The sequence below is a fragment of the Kosakonia sp. PSU_27 genome, from assembly GCF_039409795.1.
In the GTDB taxonomy this organism is placed as follows: domain Bacteria; phylum Pseudomonadota; class Gammaproteobacteria; order Enterobacterales; family Enterobacteriaceae; genus Kosakonia.
The window spans coordinates 256,463-270,567 of the sequence record NZ_JBCIVK010000007.1 but is presented as its reverse complement, the minus strand read 5'-3'; the positions used below and the strand labels follow the sequence as shown (position 1 = coordinate 270,567).

The following is a 14,105-nucleotide window of genomic DNA, read 5'->3' as shown; positions in this document are numbered from 1 at the left end:
CTTATTAAATCTGTCACTATCGCGACGTTAACGAATTCATCGCGCTGTACCCTACAATGCAGCCGAACTAAAAAAGAAAGGGCTTCCCACGGGAAGCCCTAATTCTTTCAGGCGATTAGCTTAAGGGATCAACAGACTGGAGCCCTGCGTCGCCCGACTCTCCAGCACTTCATGCGCCCGCTGTGCATCGTGCAGCGCGAACTTCTGGCTTTCGGTCACATCCACTTTGATAACCCCGCTGGCAATCAGCGAAAACAGCTCATTACTGGCTTCCTGCAACTCTTCCCGGTTAGTGACATAGCCATTGAGGGAAGGGCGCGTGGCGTAGAGCGAGCCTTTCTGGTTAAGAATACCCAGATTCACGCCGGTCACCGGGCCGGAAGCGTTACCGAAACTGACCATCAGCCCGCGACGGCGCAGACAATCAAGCGACGTCTCCCAGGTGTCTTTCCCCACCGAGTCGTACACCACCGCCACCTTTTTACCGCCGGTGAGTTCTTTGACACGTTCCACCACATTCTCTTCGCTGTAGTTGATCACCTGCCAGGCACCGGCCTGTAACGCGCGCTGCGCTTTTTGCGCGGAACCCACGGTGCCAATCAGTTTCGCGCCAAGAGCTTTTGCCCACTGGCAGGCAATCAACCCGACACCACCGGCGGCGGCATGGAACAGGAACATTTCATCTGGCTTGATTTCGTAGGTTTTGCGCAGCAGATAAAACACCGTCAGACCCTTCAGGAATGACGCCGCCGCTTGTTCGAAGGAGATCGCGTTCGGCAGCACCGCGACTTTATCCGCCAAAACGTTATGCACCGAGCTATACGCACCCAGGCCCGATTGCGCATATACCACGCGATCGCCCACTTTCACCTGCGTGACGCCGCTGCCCACTTTGCTTACCACGCCTGCCGCTTCGGTGCCCAGCCCGCTTGGTAACGCTGGCGGCGGATATAACCCGCTACGGATATAGGTATCGATATAGTTGATGCCAATGGCTTTATTTTCTACCTGCACTTCGTTTTCCGCTGGCGCTGCGGGGGTGAACTCAACCGCTTTAAGCACCTCAGGCCCACCATGCTTTTGAAATTCTATTCTCGTCGCCATGCTTCCTCCTGATGTGATAATCTCTCAACCCATTCATTACCCGGATAGCTCCATTCACTATGGCAGGAAATAAACCCTTCAACAAACAGACTGAAACCCGCGACGTACAGCTCGAGGGGATGAAAGTGCCTCCGCATTCTATTGAAGCGGAGCAGTCGGTGTTGGGCGGTTTAATGCTGGATAACGAGCGTTGGGATGATGTCGCCGAACGCGTCGTGGCGGATGATTTTTATACGCGCCCGCACCGCCATATTTTTACCGAGATGCACCGCCTGCAGGAGATGGGCAAACCCATCGATCTGATAACGCTTGCGGAATCGCTGGAACTGCAGGGGCAACTGGATATTGTCGGCGGCTTTGCTTACCTGGCTGAGCTCTCCAAAAATACGCCAAGTGCAGCGAACATCAGTGCCTATGCCGATATCGTGCGTGAGCGTGCGGTAGTTCGTGAAATGATTTCGGTGGCGAATGAAATCGCCAACGCCGGTTTTGATCCGCAGGGGCGCAGCAGCGAAGATCTGCTCGACCTTGCCGAATCCCGCGTTTTCAAAATCGCCGAAAGCCGCGCAAATAAAGACGAAGGCCCGAAAAACATCGCCGATGTGCTTGAAGCGACCGTTTCGCGCATTGAACAGCTTTTCCAGCAGCCGCACGACGGTGTCACCGGTGTTAACACAGGTTATGACGATCTTAATAAGAAAACGGCAGGTTTACAGCCGTCGGATTTGATTATCGTTGCCGCGCGTCCGTCGATGGGTAAAACGACATTTGCGATGAACCTCGTCGAAAACGCGGCGATGTTGCAGGATAAACCGGTATTAATCTTCAGTCTTGAGATGCCCTCCGAACAGATCATGATGCGTTCGCTGGCCTCCCTTTCGCGTGTCGATCAGACGCGTATTCGTACCGGCCAACTGGACGATGAAGACTGGGCGCGCATCTCCGGCACCATGGGTATCCTGCTGGAAAAACGCAATATCTATATTGATGACTCTTCCGGCCTGACGCCGACGGAAGTCCGTTCCCGTGCGCGGCGCATCGCTCGCGAGCATGGCGGCATTGGGCTTATCATGATCGACTACCTGCAACTGATGCGTGTGCCGTCGTTGTCGGATAATCGTACGCTGGAAATTGCTGAAATCTCCCGCTCGCTAAAAGCGCTGGCGAAAGAGTTACAGGTGCCGGTGGTGGCGCTGTCGCAGCTTAACCGCTCGCTGGAGCAGCGCGCCGACAAACGTCCGGTAAACTCCGACTTGCGTGAATCCGGCTCCATCGAGCAGGACGCCGACTTGATCATGTTTATTTATCGTGACGAGGTTTATCACGAAAACAGTGACTTAAAAGGCATTGCAGAAATTATTATTGGTAAACAGCGTAACGGCCCAATTGGTACCGTGCGTCTGACATTTAACGGGCAGTGGTCGCGCTTTGATAATTATGCAGGGCCACAATACGACGACGAATAAATCCTCTTCATCCTTCGCATTACAGGGACGTTGACCGCGTCCGCGGATCCCGGTCGCCTGGTTTATACCAAACCGCCGGTATCGACGGACTTGTCGTCTTCCTGTAGACGAATGATGTTGACGATTGCTTGATAGGGTAATGTAAATGCAAGCGGCACCCGTAGTAGTTAACCGCCGCGCTCTGCGACACAATCTGCAACGCCTGCGTGAACTGGCTCCCGCCAGCCGCGTGGTTGCGGTCGTGAAAGCGAACGCCTATGGACACGGTCTTCTCGAGACCGCGCGAACGCTCCCCGATGCCGATGCTTTCGGTGTCTCCCGTCTTGAAGAAGCCCTGCAATTACGCGCGGGCGGCATCACACAACCGATTTTGCTGCTGGAAGGTTTCTTCGCCGCCAGCGATCTGCCATTGGTCGCTGAACACCAGCTTCACACGGTTATTCATAGCCTTGAACAGCTGGAAGCGCTGGAAACCGCAACGCTGAAAGCGCCGGTGACCGTGTGGATGAAGCTCGATACCGGTATGCACCGCCTGGGCGTACATCCGCACGAGGCTGAGGCGTTTTATGCGCGCTTGTCACAGTGCAAAAATGTGCGCCAGCCAGTTAACGTTGCCAGCCATTTTGCCCGCGCCGACGAACCGGAATGCGGCGCAACAGAGCGCCAGCTTGATATCTTCACCACCTTTACTGACGGCAAACCTGGTCTGCGTTCCATAGCCGCTTCTGGCGGTACGCTGCTGTGGCCGCAATCGCACTTCGACTGGGTTCGCCCTGGCATTATTTTGTACGGTGTTTCGCCGCTCGATCATAAACCGTGGGGTGCCGATTTCGGTTTTCAGCCAGTCATGACGCTGACTTCGCAACTGATCGCCGTGCGCGAGCATAAAGCTGGCGATGCGGTGGGCTATGGCGGCACGTGGGAAAGTACGCGCGACACGCGTTTAGGCGTGGTGGCGATGGGCTATGGCGATGGCTATCCGCGCGCTGCGCCTTCCGGCACGCCGGTGCTGGTTAATGGTCGCGAAGTGCCGATTGTTGGTCGTGTGGCGATGGATATGATTTGCGTTGATCTCGGCCCGGATGCGCAAGACAAAGCCGGTGATGAAGTGGTGCTGTGGGGAGAGGGTTTGCCCGTTGAACGTATTGCTGAAGCAACAAAAGTGAGTGCTTACGAACTTATCACGCGCCTGACTTCGCGGGCGACTTTAAAATACATCGACTAAAAGGATTGCGCCTTGTCGCCAATGGAAATCGCCGCCTGCCTGGCTTATGCCCTCTCTGTATGGCTTGCCGCACGCAACAATATGCACACCTGGTGGACGGGGATTATTGGCTGCGTGCTGTATGGCTGGGTGTTCTACTCCGTACAGCTCTACGCCGATGTCACGCTGCAACTGTTCTTTATCGCCAGCAGTATTGCCGGGTGGATCAACTGGCTGAAAGGCAACCACGGCAGCGAACTGGCGGTACGCAAAACGCCGCTTAACCATTTGTTGCTGATGTTAGCGGGCGCGCTGGTTGTCGCCGGGTGTTACGCCTGGCTGTTGCACCGCTTTACCAACGCGTGGTCGCCGTGGCTGGACTCCACCATTATGGTTTTCAGCGTGCTCGCGCAATTTATGCTGATGGGGCGCAGGCTCGAAAGCTGGTATTTCTGGCTGCTGGTTAACACCATTGCCGTGCCGCTGTATGCCGCCCGCGATCTCTGGCTCACCGCCGGGTTATATCTTGTTTTCTGGTGTAACGCCTGGCATGGTCTGTATCAATGGCGCAAAGCGATGGCCGCGCGATGAAACGCTTTGCCAGCGGGTTGATCGTCGGTAAATTTGCGCCGTTACACTGCGGCCACGAACGATTGATTAACGCTGCGCTGGAACAGTGCGAACGCCTGTGGATCGTCAGCTACTCTGTGCCAGAGTTGCCTGGATGCGAGCCGGAAAAGCGTGAACGCTGGCTTCGTGCGCGTTTTCCGCAATGCGACATTCTGGTTCTCACCCCCCAGCGTCTTGCTGATTATGGCTTGAGTGCGCCACCGCATAACGAGGCCGACGGCGATCTGCATCGCCACTATATGGCCGATATCTGTTTGCTGGTACTGCACTGCCAACCGCAGGCGGTTTTTACCGCCGAAGAGTACGGCGACGGCTTTGCCCGCGTACTCAGCGAACGCTTCGCCAGCCCCGTCGTACATGTCCGTTTGCAGCGTGAGCAAGGAGAGCAGGCACCTTCCGGCACACTGATTCGTAGTGATGTTCACCGCTGGCGGCAGATGTTAGCGCCTGTTGTTTACCGGGATTTCGTTCAGCGCATCTGCCTGCTGGGTGGCGAATCGACCGGCAAAAGCACGCTGAGCATCGCACTGGCGCAGGCACTGGAGACGGCGTATGTGGCGGAATATGGCCGCGAGCGCTGGGACGAAAAGGGCGGTGAACTGGTTTATGACGATATGCTGGCGATTGCACAAACGCAGGTACAGCGTGAAGAAGCCGCCGATGCCCGGCAGTGGCTGGTATGTGACACCTCGCCGCTAACAACGTTGTTTTATACGTTGGCGATGTTTGGTCACGCGCCGGATGCGCTCTATGCACTGGCGCAGCGGCATTATCACCTCGTGGTGCTGTGCGACGACGATTTCCCGTTTGTGCAGGACGGCACCCGCCAGGATGAAACCTTCCGCCAGCGTCAGCAGGCCTGGTACAACGAACAGCTGACGCAACGCGGCATTCCCTTTCTGCGTGTACGTGGTTCGGTAAGCGAGCGTGTGGCGCAAATACTGGCCGCGCTGCGCGGCTAAAGCGCTTATTTTTTAACACCGCTATTACTGCTCTCGATCTTCCTCTGCTTCCGGTTTATTGTGGTGGTTCTTGCCTACTGTAAACCTGGAGAGTACACGCGTGTTTCAGAAAGTTGACGCCTACGCCGGCGACCCGATTCTGTCGTTAATGGAGCGCTTTAAAGAAGATCCCCGCAGCGACAAGGTCAATCTCAGTATCGGGCTTTACTACAACGAAGATGGCATTATTCCGCGTTTGCAGGCGGTCGCCGAAGCCGAAGCGCGCCTGAATGCGCAGCCGCACGGTGCGTCAGTTTATCTGCCGATGGAAGGGCTCAATAGCTATCGCAACGCGATCGCTCCGCTGCTGTTCGGTGCAGAACACCCGGTACTGGCGCAAAACCGCGTTGCCACCATCCAGACATTAGGCGGCTCCGGTGCGCTGAAAGTCGGCGCAGATTTTCTGAAACGTTACTTTCCAGATTCCGGCGTGTGGGTCAGTGACCCGACCTGGGAAAACCATGTCGCTATTTTTGAAGGCGCTGGCTTCGTAGTGAGTACTTACCCCTGGTACGATAGCGCGACTAACGGCGTGCGTTTTGAAGCATTTCTGGAAAAACTGAACACCCTGGACGCCCAGAGCATTGTGCTGCTGCATCCCTGCTGTCATAACCCAACCGGAGCGGATCTGACTCACGCGCAGTGGGACCAGGTGGTTGAGGTGTTGCAAGCGCGCAATCTGATCCCGTTCCTCGACATCGCCTATCAGGGCTTTGGTGCCGGAATGGAAGACGATGCTTATGCCATCCGCGCGGTTGCCCGCGCCGGGCTGCCTGCGCTGGTCAGCAACTCATTTTCGAAAATTTTCTCGCTGTATGGCGAGCGCGTTGGCGGGCTTTCCGTGGTGTGTGACGATGCGGACGCCGCCAGCCGCGTGCTGGGGCAGCTCAAAGCCACCGTGCGCCGTAACTACTCCAGCCCGCCGAATTTTGGCGCACAACTGGTCGCAACAGTACTTGGCGACGCCGGTCTGAAAGCCTCCTGGCTGGCGGAAGTGGAAGCCATGCGTACGCGCATTCTGGCGATGCGCCAGGAGCTGGTCACCGTGCTGAAAGAGGCGGTACCGGGCGGTAATTTCGATTATCTGCTTAAACAGCGCGGCATGTTCAGTTATACCGGCCTGAGCGCGGCGCAGGTCGATCGTCTGCGTGAAGAGTTTGGCGTTTATCTCATCGCCAGCGGGCGGATGTGCGTTGCCGGCTTGAATAGCCGTAACGTGCACCGCGTGGCGCAAGCATTTGCCGCAGTAATGTAAGCACCCACTTACTTTTTCCCGTCCCCTGCGTTCTGGCAGGGGATTATTTATGCCTCAATATTCGCTTATTCTCTGAATAATCTGCAAAAAATCCTTTTTTTCATCGGCTTCACAGGGTATGGTCTGGTAACATTTTGACCATTCGCACCATTTATAAAATATAACGAACTGATAATTTAGGGATAAATATGCGAAAGTTCATACGCGCGCTCGGCGCGGTCTGCCTGTGGATGACGTTTGGCAGCGCGGTTTACGCTTCGGCGCCCACGCCGGTATCTGAAGGCACCAATGTTGCCAGACTCGCCGAACAGGCGCCCGTTCACTGGGTTTCCGTGGCGCAAATCGAAAATTCTCTGATCGAACGCCCGCCAATGGCGGTCGGGTTTGATATTGACGACACGGTGCTGTTTTCCAGCCCCGGTTTCTGGCGCGGTAAAAAAACCTGGTCGCCGGATAGCGATGCCTATCTGCAAAACCCGGCGTTTTGGGAAAAGATGAACAACGGCTGGGACGACTTCAGTATTCCGAAAGAAGTGGCCCGCCATCTGATTGCGATGCATGTAAAGCGCGGTGACACCATCTTTTTCATCACCGGACGTAGCCCGACAAAAACAGAAACGGTTAGTAAAACGTTACAGGACGATTTTCTTATTCCTGCGGCCAATATGAACCCGGTGATTTTCGCCGGTGATAAGCCTGGCCAGAACAGCAAAACCCAGTGGCTGAAGGCCAATAAAATCCGCATTTTCTATGGCGATTCAGACAGCGATATCACCGCCGCGCGCGAAAGCGAAGCCCGGCCAATTCGCGTGCTACGCGCTTCAAACTCGACCTATCGCCCTTTACCGCAGGCGGGTGCGTTGGGTGAGGAAGTGATTGTAAACTCCGAATATTAGCCCCGGCTTTCCTGTTTCGCAGCCTGCTGCCACACTGACAAGAGTTCATTTTGCTGACAGGAGATGTGCATGTGGTATCAACAAACCCTTACGCTTGGCGCGAAGTCGCGCGGGTTTCATCTGGTGACGGACGAGGTGCTTGGGCAACTTCGCGATCTCTCCCGCATTAACGTTGGTTTGCTGCACTTGTTGCTGCAACATACCTCTGCTTCGCTCACCCTGAACGAAAATTGCGATCCCACCGTGCGCCACGATATGGAGCAGCATTTTCTGCAAGCCGTGCCGGACAACGCGCCGTATGAGCATGATTACGAAGGGCCGGATGATATGCCGTCGCACATTAAATCCTCGCTGTTAGGCGTTTCTCTGCTGTTACCTGTGCAAAACGGGCGCGTGGTGCTGGGCACATGGCAGGGAATTTGGCTTGGCGAGCACCGCATTCACGGCGGCTCGCGCAAAATCATCGCCACGCTGCAAGGAGAGTAGCCGCTCCATCAAACCTCCATATACCCCGGTTATAAGCCTGCATAAAGACGTGTGGGTGCGTCTGATAACACGGGGTAGTTATGGTTTTACGGAATGTTTTCGCGTGGCTGTACGGTTGGGAACCGTGCGATTTCGCCACCTACAAAATGGTCTGGCAACAACGTGGCGGTTCTGTCTGTACACATCCGGATGTGCTGCAATTTTTAAGTGCTGAAACGGGGGCGAAGCTGGATTTTTACGTCATTCGTCGCAAGCAGTTATACGTTGGCGCGTGTTACGCGGTGAAGGGTTCATTATCGCTACAGGACCGGCGTTATCCCTTTGTTTTTGATGACATCATTCTGCCGCTGCAAACGAAAAAGGTAGGGTATTTACCTGCGGTTACCAAGCGGTTATCTCCACATCATCGATCCGACTTTCTCAATGTTTTATTCAGCGGTTATTTAAAAAACAAGATCTGCTACGTCAAAGAGAGCCTGTCGAAAGCGTCACAGAAAAAACGCAACGGCGAAATGAAAAAGTTTCTTGCCTGTGGCGGTGAAGTTCGGTGGGTTGATGACTTTTCGGATAGTGAACTGGCCGACATATATATCGACGTGTTCAGGCAGCGCTGGCAGAGTAAAATTTACTGTTTTGCGCGTGATGACTTAATCAGAACATTCGCCGCATTGCGACATTTACTCTTTGGCGCGGTGTTGTTTATGCATGGTCGCCCCTGCGCGTTTGATATCATTTTTATGGCCGAGTGCGATGGCTATTTTTATTTCGATGATATTAATGGTGGGTATTCTCAGAACTATCCTGAATTTAATCTCGGCAGTATTTTGTTGTGGGTGAATATCTGCAAAGCAAAAGAATTATGTCTCGCGAAAGATAAAAAATTTAAATTTTCTCTCGGGGTCTATAAAGATTACTGGAGCTATAAAAAACAGTGGTGCGACATTCTGCCGTTGGGCAGGACGCTGTTTTAATGAACGCTCCCGGCGGTGGTTATCCCCCGCCGGGAGCCTGTTAGGCTACATCAATCTCCTAACCGATAGCCGAAGCCGCGTACGCACTCCGGCACATTGACGATGCCCGCCTGCTGGATCTTCTTTCTTAATTTGCTGACATGGCTATCTACGGTACGATCGCAGGCGTTTCCCTCTGGCATGCAGGAATTCATAATCTCTTCACGCGTAAAGATGCGCTGCGGGTAGCGAATTAAATGCATCAATATCTTAAACTCGGTTGAGGTTAAGTCTGTAGATAAATCCATTTTCTTCGGACCAACGTATACCTGATGCGTTATTTTATTTATTTCAATATTTCTGGTTTTATACAGTTTCAGATTTTGTAGCGCATGATATTGTTGGCTTCTTTTTAAAATAACATGCACCCTGGCGACTAATTCCTCGGGGTTGAACGGTTTTACTACATAATCATCAGCGCCCGTTTTTAATGCCAGAACTTTATCCGTATCGGCGCCTGATGCGGTCAGCATCATAATCGGGGTATCGGTTTTCTGGCGCAGCTCCATCAATACTTGCCAGCCATCCTTTTTCGGTATCTTGATATCCAGAATAATAAAATCAGGCTGGTATTTTTCGGCCATCATGACCGCTTTTTCACCATCAGGGGCATGAATCACCGCGAACTTGTCGCGTTCAAGGTAAGCAATAATAACACCAGCAATATCACTATCATCTTCAGCGACAAGGACGGTTTTCTTCTCGCCATGTAATATGCTCATCAGGCATCTCCGGGAGTTTTCTCTTTAATCCGTAATCAATTGCACATCAGTGTGCTGCTTTTATCTATTTGAAAAAAATGAAAAAATAACTGTTACTTTCTGGTTGTAACCATTTGTCACTCTAAAACACAAAAGGTTCCAGCGTTCTCAATTCTGTTTAGGTTGTGTTAATCGTCAGGTTTTGTAACGACCCACGATTTTTTTATCCATACACTACGCTTTAATGATGTATTTATGCCGATCGCGATACCCCACCACGACATGACAAGGAGAAGCAAAAGTGACAATTTCCGAGTTACTGCAATATTGCATGGCGAAGCCTGGCGCTGAACAGAGCGTGCACAGCGACTGGAAAGCAACACAAATCAAAGTTGCGGATGTGCTGTTTGTGATGGTGAAAGAGGTGGAAGGCCGGCCGGCAGCGTCGTTGAAAACGAGCCCAGAACTGGCGGATTTGCTGCGCCAGCAGCATGAAGATGTGCGCCCCAGCCGCCATTTAAATAAAGCGCACTGGAGCACCGTTTACCTGGATGGTTCGTTACCGGATTCGCAGATTTACTACCTGGTGGATGCGTCGTATCAGCAGGCGATTGAGTTGGTGCCGGAACAGGTCCGGCAGCAACTCTCCGTGTAATTACTTCAGCATCGGTTTGAGGAAGCGCGCCGTATGAGAGGCTTCGCATTCGGCGACCGTTTCCGGCGTGCCGGAGACCAGGATCTCGCCGCCGCCGCTGCCGCCTTCCGGGCCGAGATCGACAATCCAGTCCGCCGTTTTAATCACGTCCAGGTTGTGCTCAATCACCACAATGGTGTTGCCCTGATCCCGTAACTGATGCAGCACGTCCAGCAACTGCTGGATATCAGCAAAGTGCAGGCCAGTGGTTGGTTCGTCGAGGATATAGAGCGTCTGGCCGGTGCCGCGTTTCGACAGCTCGCGCGCCAGCTTCACGCGCTGGGCTTCACCGCCGGAAAGCGTCGTCGCCGACTGTCCAAGACGAATATAGGTCAGGCCAACATCCATCAGCGTTTGCAGCTTACGCGCCAGCGCCGGAACAGCATCGAAGAATTCGCGTGCTTCTTCGATAGTCATATCCAGCACTTCATGGATAGTCTTGCCTTTGTATTTGATCTCCAGCGTTTCACGGTTGTAGCGCTTGCCTTTGCACTGGTCGCAAGGCACGTAAATATCCGGCAGAAAGTGCATTTCAACCTTAATGACGCCATCACCCTGGCACGCTTCGCAGCGACCGCCGCGCACGTTAAAACTGAAGCGCCCCGGTGTGTAACCGCGCGAGCGGGACTCCGGCACACCGGCAAACAGCTCGCGCACTGGCGTAAAGACGCCAGTATAGGTGGCCGGGTTGGAGCGCGGCGTACGCCCAATCGGGCTCTGGTCGATATCAATGACTTTGTCGAAATGCTCCAGCCCCTGCACATCGCGATACGGCGCAGGTTCGGCGATGGTCGCGCCGTTCAACTGACGCTGGGCGATTGGGAACAGCGTATCGTTGATCAGCGTCGATTTACCGGAGCCGGAAACGCCGGTGATACAGGTGAACAGGCCCACCGGCAGCGTCAGCGTTACATCTTTCAGGTTGTTACCGCGCGCGCCAGTCAGCTTCAGCACTTTTTCCGGATCGGCTTTCACGCGCTGTTTCGGCAGCTCAATTTTACGTTTGCCGCTCATGTACTGCCCGGTCAGGGATTCCGGCACCGCCATGATGGCATCCAGCGTCCCTTCCGCCACCACCTGGCCGCCGTGTACGCCCGCGCCAGGGCCGATGTCGATCACATGGTCGGCGGCGCGAATGGCGTCTTCGTCGTGTTCGACAACAATCACCGTGTTACCGAGGTTACGCAGATGGATAAGCGTGCCGAGCAGACGTTCGTTATCGCGCTGATGCAGGCCAATTGACGGCTCATCCAGCACGTACATGACACCTACCAGACCCGCGCCAATCTGGCTTGCCAGACGAATGCGCTGCGCTTCGCCGCCGGAGAGCGTTTCCGCCGAGCGCGAGAGCGTCAGATAGTTCAGGCCGACGTTTACCAGGAACTTCAGACGATCGCCAATCTCTTTCAGCACTTTTTCGGCGATTTTTGCCCGCTGGCCGGAAAGTTTCAGATTGTTGAAGAAGTCCATCGCATGGCCGATGCTCATATCGGAAATGGTCGGCAGCGGGGTGTTTTCAACAAACACATGGCGTGCTTCGCGACGCAGGCGCGTCCCTTCACAGGAGGCGCACGGTCGGTTGCTGATGAACTTCGCCAGCTCCTCACGTACCGCGCTGGATTCCGTCTCTTTGTAACGGCGCTCCATATTATGCAGCACGCCTTCAAACGGGTGACGACGCACAGAGGTGTCGCCACGATCGTTCATGTATTTGAACTCAATCGACTCTTTACCGGAACCAAACAGCACCACTTTCTGCACGTTGGCGCTCAGGCTTTCCCATGGCGCTTCCACGTCGAATTTGTAGTGTTCCGCCAGCGATTTCAGCATCTGGAAATAGTAAAAGTTGCGGCGATCCCAGCCGCGGATCGCGCCGCCGGCCAGCGACAGCTCCGGGTTCTGGATCACGCGATCGGGATCGAAATATTGCTGCACGCCCAGACCGTCGCAGGTCGGACACGCGCCAGCCGGGTTGTTGAACGAGAACAGGCGAGGTTCCAGCTCGCGCATGCTGTAGCCACAAATCGGGCAGGCGAAGTTGGCGGAAAACAGCAGCTCTTCGGCGGTCGGCTCATCCATATCGGCAACCACTGCCGTGCCGCCGGAAAGCTCCAGTGCGGTTTCAAACGATTCTGCCAGGCGCTGGGCAAGATCAGCGCGCACTTTAAAACGGTCGATCACCACTTCAATGGTGTGTTTCTTTTGTAGCTCGAGTTTCGGCGGATCGGAGAGATCGCACACTTCGCCGTCGATCCTTGCGCGGATATAACCCTGGCTTGCGAGGTTCTCCAGCGTCTTACTGTGTTCACCTTTACGCTCTTTGATAACTGGCGCCAGCAGCATCAGGCGCTTGCCTTCCGGTTGCGACAACACGTTATCCACCATCTGGCTCACGGTTTGCGCCGCCAGCGGAACGTCGTGGTCCGGGCAACGCGGCTCGCCGACGCGGGCGAACAGCAGACGCAGGTAATCGTGAATCTCCGTGATCGTGCCGACGGTGGAACGCGGGTTGTGGGATGTCGATTTTTGTTCAATAGAAATGGCGGGCGATAAACCTTCAATGTGGTCAACGTCCGGTTTTTCCATCAGCGACAGAAACTGACGCGCATACGCGGAGAGTGATTCAACGTAACGACGCTGCCCTTCGGCATAGAGTGTGTCGAAAGCCAGGGAGGACTTACCAGAACCCGACAGCCCGGTGACGACAATCAGTTTGTCGCGAGGGATGACGAGGTTGATGTTTTTGAGATTATGGGTGCGGGCGCCCCGTACTTCTATCTTATCCAATCCATTCACCTTTTACCCGGAGGAACACTTTTTGCCTGGTGTGTTTGAAGGACAACCAGCGGTCAGAAACGGCTAATTATGACACAATTTAACCTGAATGAATATACAGTATTCGCATGCATCTTCGCTTCGGGTATGTCAAACTATGGCGCGCGGCGATAATCTGGAATCCTCCTCGCAGCTATCTAAGTGTGGCTTTGTAATGCTACAATCGCGCGTTTACACTACTAAGAATCAAGCAACGTTTTCAGGAGACACAATATGGCCAGCAGAGGCGTAAACAAGGTGATTCTCGTCGGTAATCTGGGCCAGGACCCGGAAGTACGCTATATGCCGAGTGGTGGCGCAGTTGCCAACATTACGCTGGCTACTTCCGAATCCTGGCGTGACAAGCAGACCGGCGAAACCAAAGAGCAGACCGAATGGCACCGTGTTGTGCTGTTTGGCAAGCTGGCGGAAGTGGCCGGCGAGTACCTGCGTAAAGGCTCTCAGGTTTATATTGAAGGCCAGCTGCGCACCCGCAAATGGACCGATCAATCCGGTCAGGAAAAATACACCACTGAAGTAGTGGTTAACGTTGGCGGCACCATGCAAATGCTGGGCGGCCGTCAGGGTGGCGGCGCACCGGCAGGTGGCGGCCAGCAGCAGGGCGGCTGGGGTCAGCCTCAGCAGCCACAGGGTGGCAACCAGTTCAGCGGCGGCGCGCAGTCTCGCCCGCAGCAGCAGTCTGCACCGGCACCGTCTAACGAACCGCCGATGGATTTCGACGACGACATCCCGTTCTGATTTGCGTTACGCCGCAAATTTAAAAACCCCGCCAGGCGGGGTTTTTTTGTTTACAGAAAACCCCCAGCCAGGCTCGGGGTTCCGC

General features: G+C 54.4%; 13 protein-coding genes. 10 read left to right on the top strand and 3 right to left on the bottom strand.

The annotated features are described in order from the left end of the window. Window positions 1-120: 120 nt before the first annotated feature. Entirely contained in the window at window positions 121-1,104 is a 984-nt protein-coding gene (locus tag AAIG26_RS19130; protein WP_097406554.1) for a quinone oxidoreductase, read from the bottom strand. 59 nt (window positions 1,105-1,163) lie between these two features. Between AAIG26_RS19130 and dnaB the strand changes: the two genes are divergently transcribed. From dnaB to AAIG26_RS19090, 8 genes are all read left to right on the top strand, one after another. Continuing rightward, a complete protein-coding gene (dnaB, locus tag AAIG26_RS19125) occupies window positions 1,164-2,570 on the top strand; it encodes a replicative DNA helicase (RefSeq protein WP_017459445.1) in 1,407 nt (468 codons plus the stop codon). Between the two features lie 145 nt (window positions 2,571-2,715). Continuing rightward, window positions 2,716-3,795 carry an alanine racemase gene (alr, locus tag AAIG26_RS19120; RefSeq protein WP_343181239.1) on the top strand — a complete coding sequence of 360 codons (1,080 nt, stop codon included), beginning with the start codon at window positions 2,716-2,718 and terminating at the stop codon, window positions 3,793-3,795. Window positions 3,796-3,807: 12 nt separating this feature from the next. Next, the gene (gene pnuC, locus AAIG26_RS19115; protein WP_343181237.1) at window positions 3,808-4,365 is read left to right on the top strand and encodes a nicotinamide riboside transporter PnuC; all 558 of its coding nucleotides are present in this window, start codon (window positions 3,808-3,810) and stop codon (window positions 4,363-4,365) included. Then, complete coding sequence (locus AAIG26_RS19110; RefSeq protein WP_343181269.1) at window positions 4,362-5,366, top strand: AAA family ATPase; 1,005 nt, start codon at window positions 4,362-4,364, stop codon at window positions 5,364-5,366. Before pnuC ends, AAIG26_RS19110 begins: the two co-directional genes overlap by 4 nt. 100 nt (window positions 5,367-5,466) lie before the next feature. After that, complete coding sequence (gene tyrB, locus AAIG26_RS19105) at window positions 5,467-6,660, top strand: aromatic amino acid transaminase (RefSeq protein ID WP_343181236.1); 1,194 nt, start codon at window positions 5,467-5,469, stop codon at window positions 6,658-6,660. Window positions 6,661-6,848: 188 nt separating this feature from the next. Then, window positions 6,849-7,556: an acid phosphatase AphA gene (gene aphA / locus AAIG26_RS19100; protein ID WP_097406557.1), complete on the top strand. Its 708-nt coding sequence runs from the start codon at window positions 6,849-6,851 to the stop codon at window positions 7,554-7,556. Between the two features lie 69 nt (window positions 7,557-7,625). After that, a complete protein-coding gene (locus AAIG26_RS19095; protein ID WP_249880483.1) occupies window positions 7,626-8,042 on the top strand; it encodes a secondary thiamine-phosphate synthase enzyme YjbQ in 417 nt (138 codons plus the stop codon). An 80-nt stretch (window positions 8,043-8,122) separates the two neighbouring features. Further along, window positions 8,123-9,013 carry a transcriptional regulator gene (locus AAIG26_RS19090; protein ID WP_343181235.1) on the top strand — a complete coding sequence of 297 codons (891 nt, stop codon included), beginning with the start codon at window positions 8,123-8,125 and terminating at the stop codon, window positions 9,011-9,013. A gap of 50 nt (window positions 9,014-9,063) precedes the next feature. Here the strand turns inward: AAIG26_RS19090 and AAIG26_RS19085 are convergent, their stop codons facing one another. After that, complete coding sequence (locus AAIG26_RS19085) at window positions 9,064-9,774, bottom strand: response regulator (protein ID WP_343181234.1); 711 nt, start codon at window positions 9,772-9,774, stop codon at window positions 9,064-9,066. A 280-nt stretch (window positions 9,775-10,054) separates the two neighbouring features. Here AAIG26_RS19085 and AAIG26_RS19080 point away from each other — a divergent pair, with 280 nt between their 5' ends. Next, a complete protein-coding gene (locus AAIG26_RS19080) occupies window positions 10,055-10,408 on the top strand; it encodes an MmcQ/YjbR family DNA-binding protein (protein ID WP_020456129.1) in 354 nt (117 codons plus the stop codon). On the opposite strand, the gene uvrA is transcribed toward AAIG26_RS19080, so the two are convergent. Then, window positions 10,409-13,234 carry an excinuclease ABC subunit UvrA gene (gene uvrA, locus AAIG26_RS19075; RefSeq protein ID WP_020456130.1) on the bottom strand — a complete coding sequence of 942 codons (2,826 nt, stop codon included), beginning with the start codon at window positions 13,232-13,234 and terminating at the stop codon, window positions 10,409-10,411. 261 nt (window positions 13,235-13,495) lie between these two features. Here uvrA and ssb1 point away from each other — a divergent pair, with 261 nt between their 5' ends. Then, a complete protein-coding gene (gene ssb1 / locus AAIG26_RS19070; protein WP_017459456.1) occupies window positions 13,496-14,020 on the top strand; it encodes a single-stranded DNA-binding protein SSB1 in 525 nt (174 codons plus the stop codon). Window positions 14,021-14,105 lie beyond the last annotated feature (85 nt).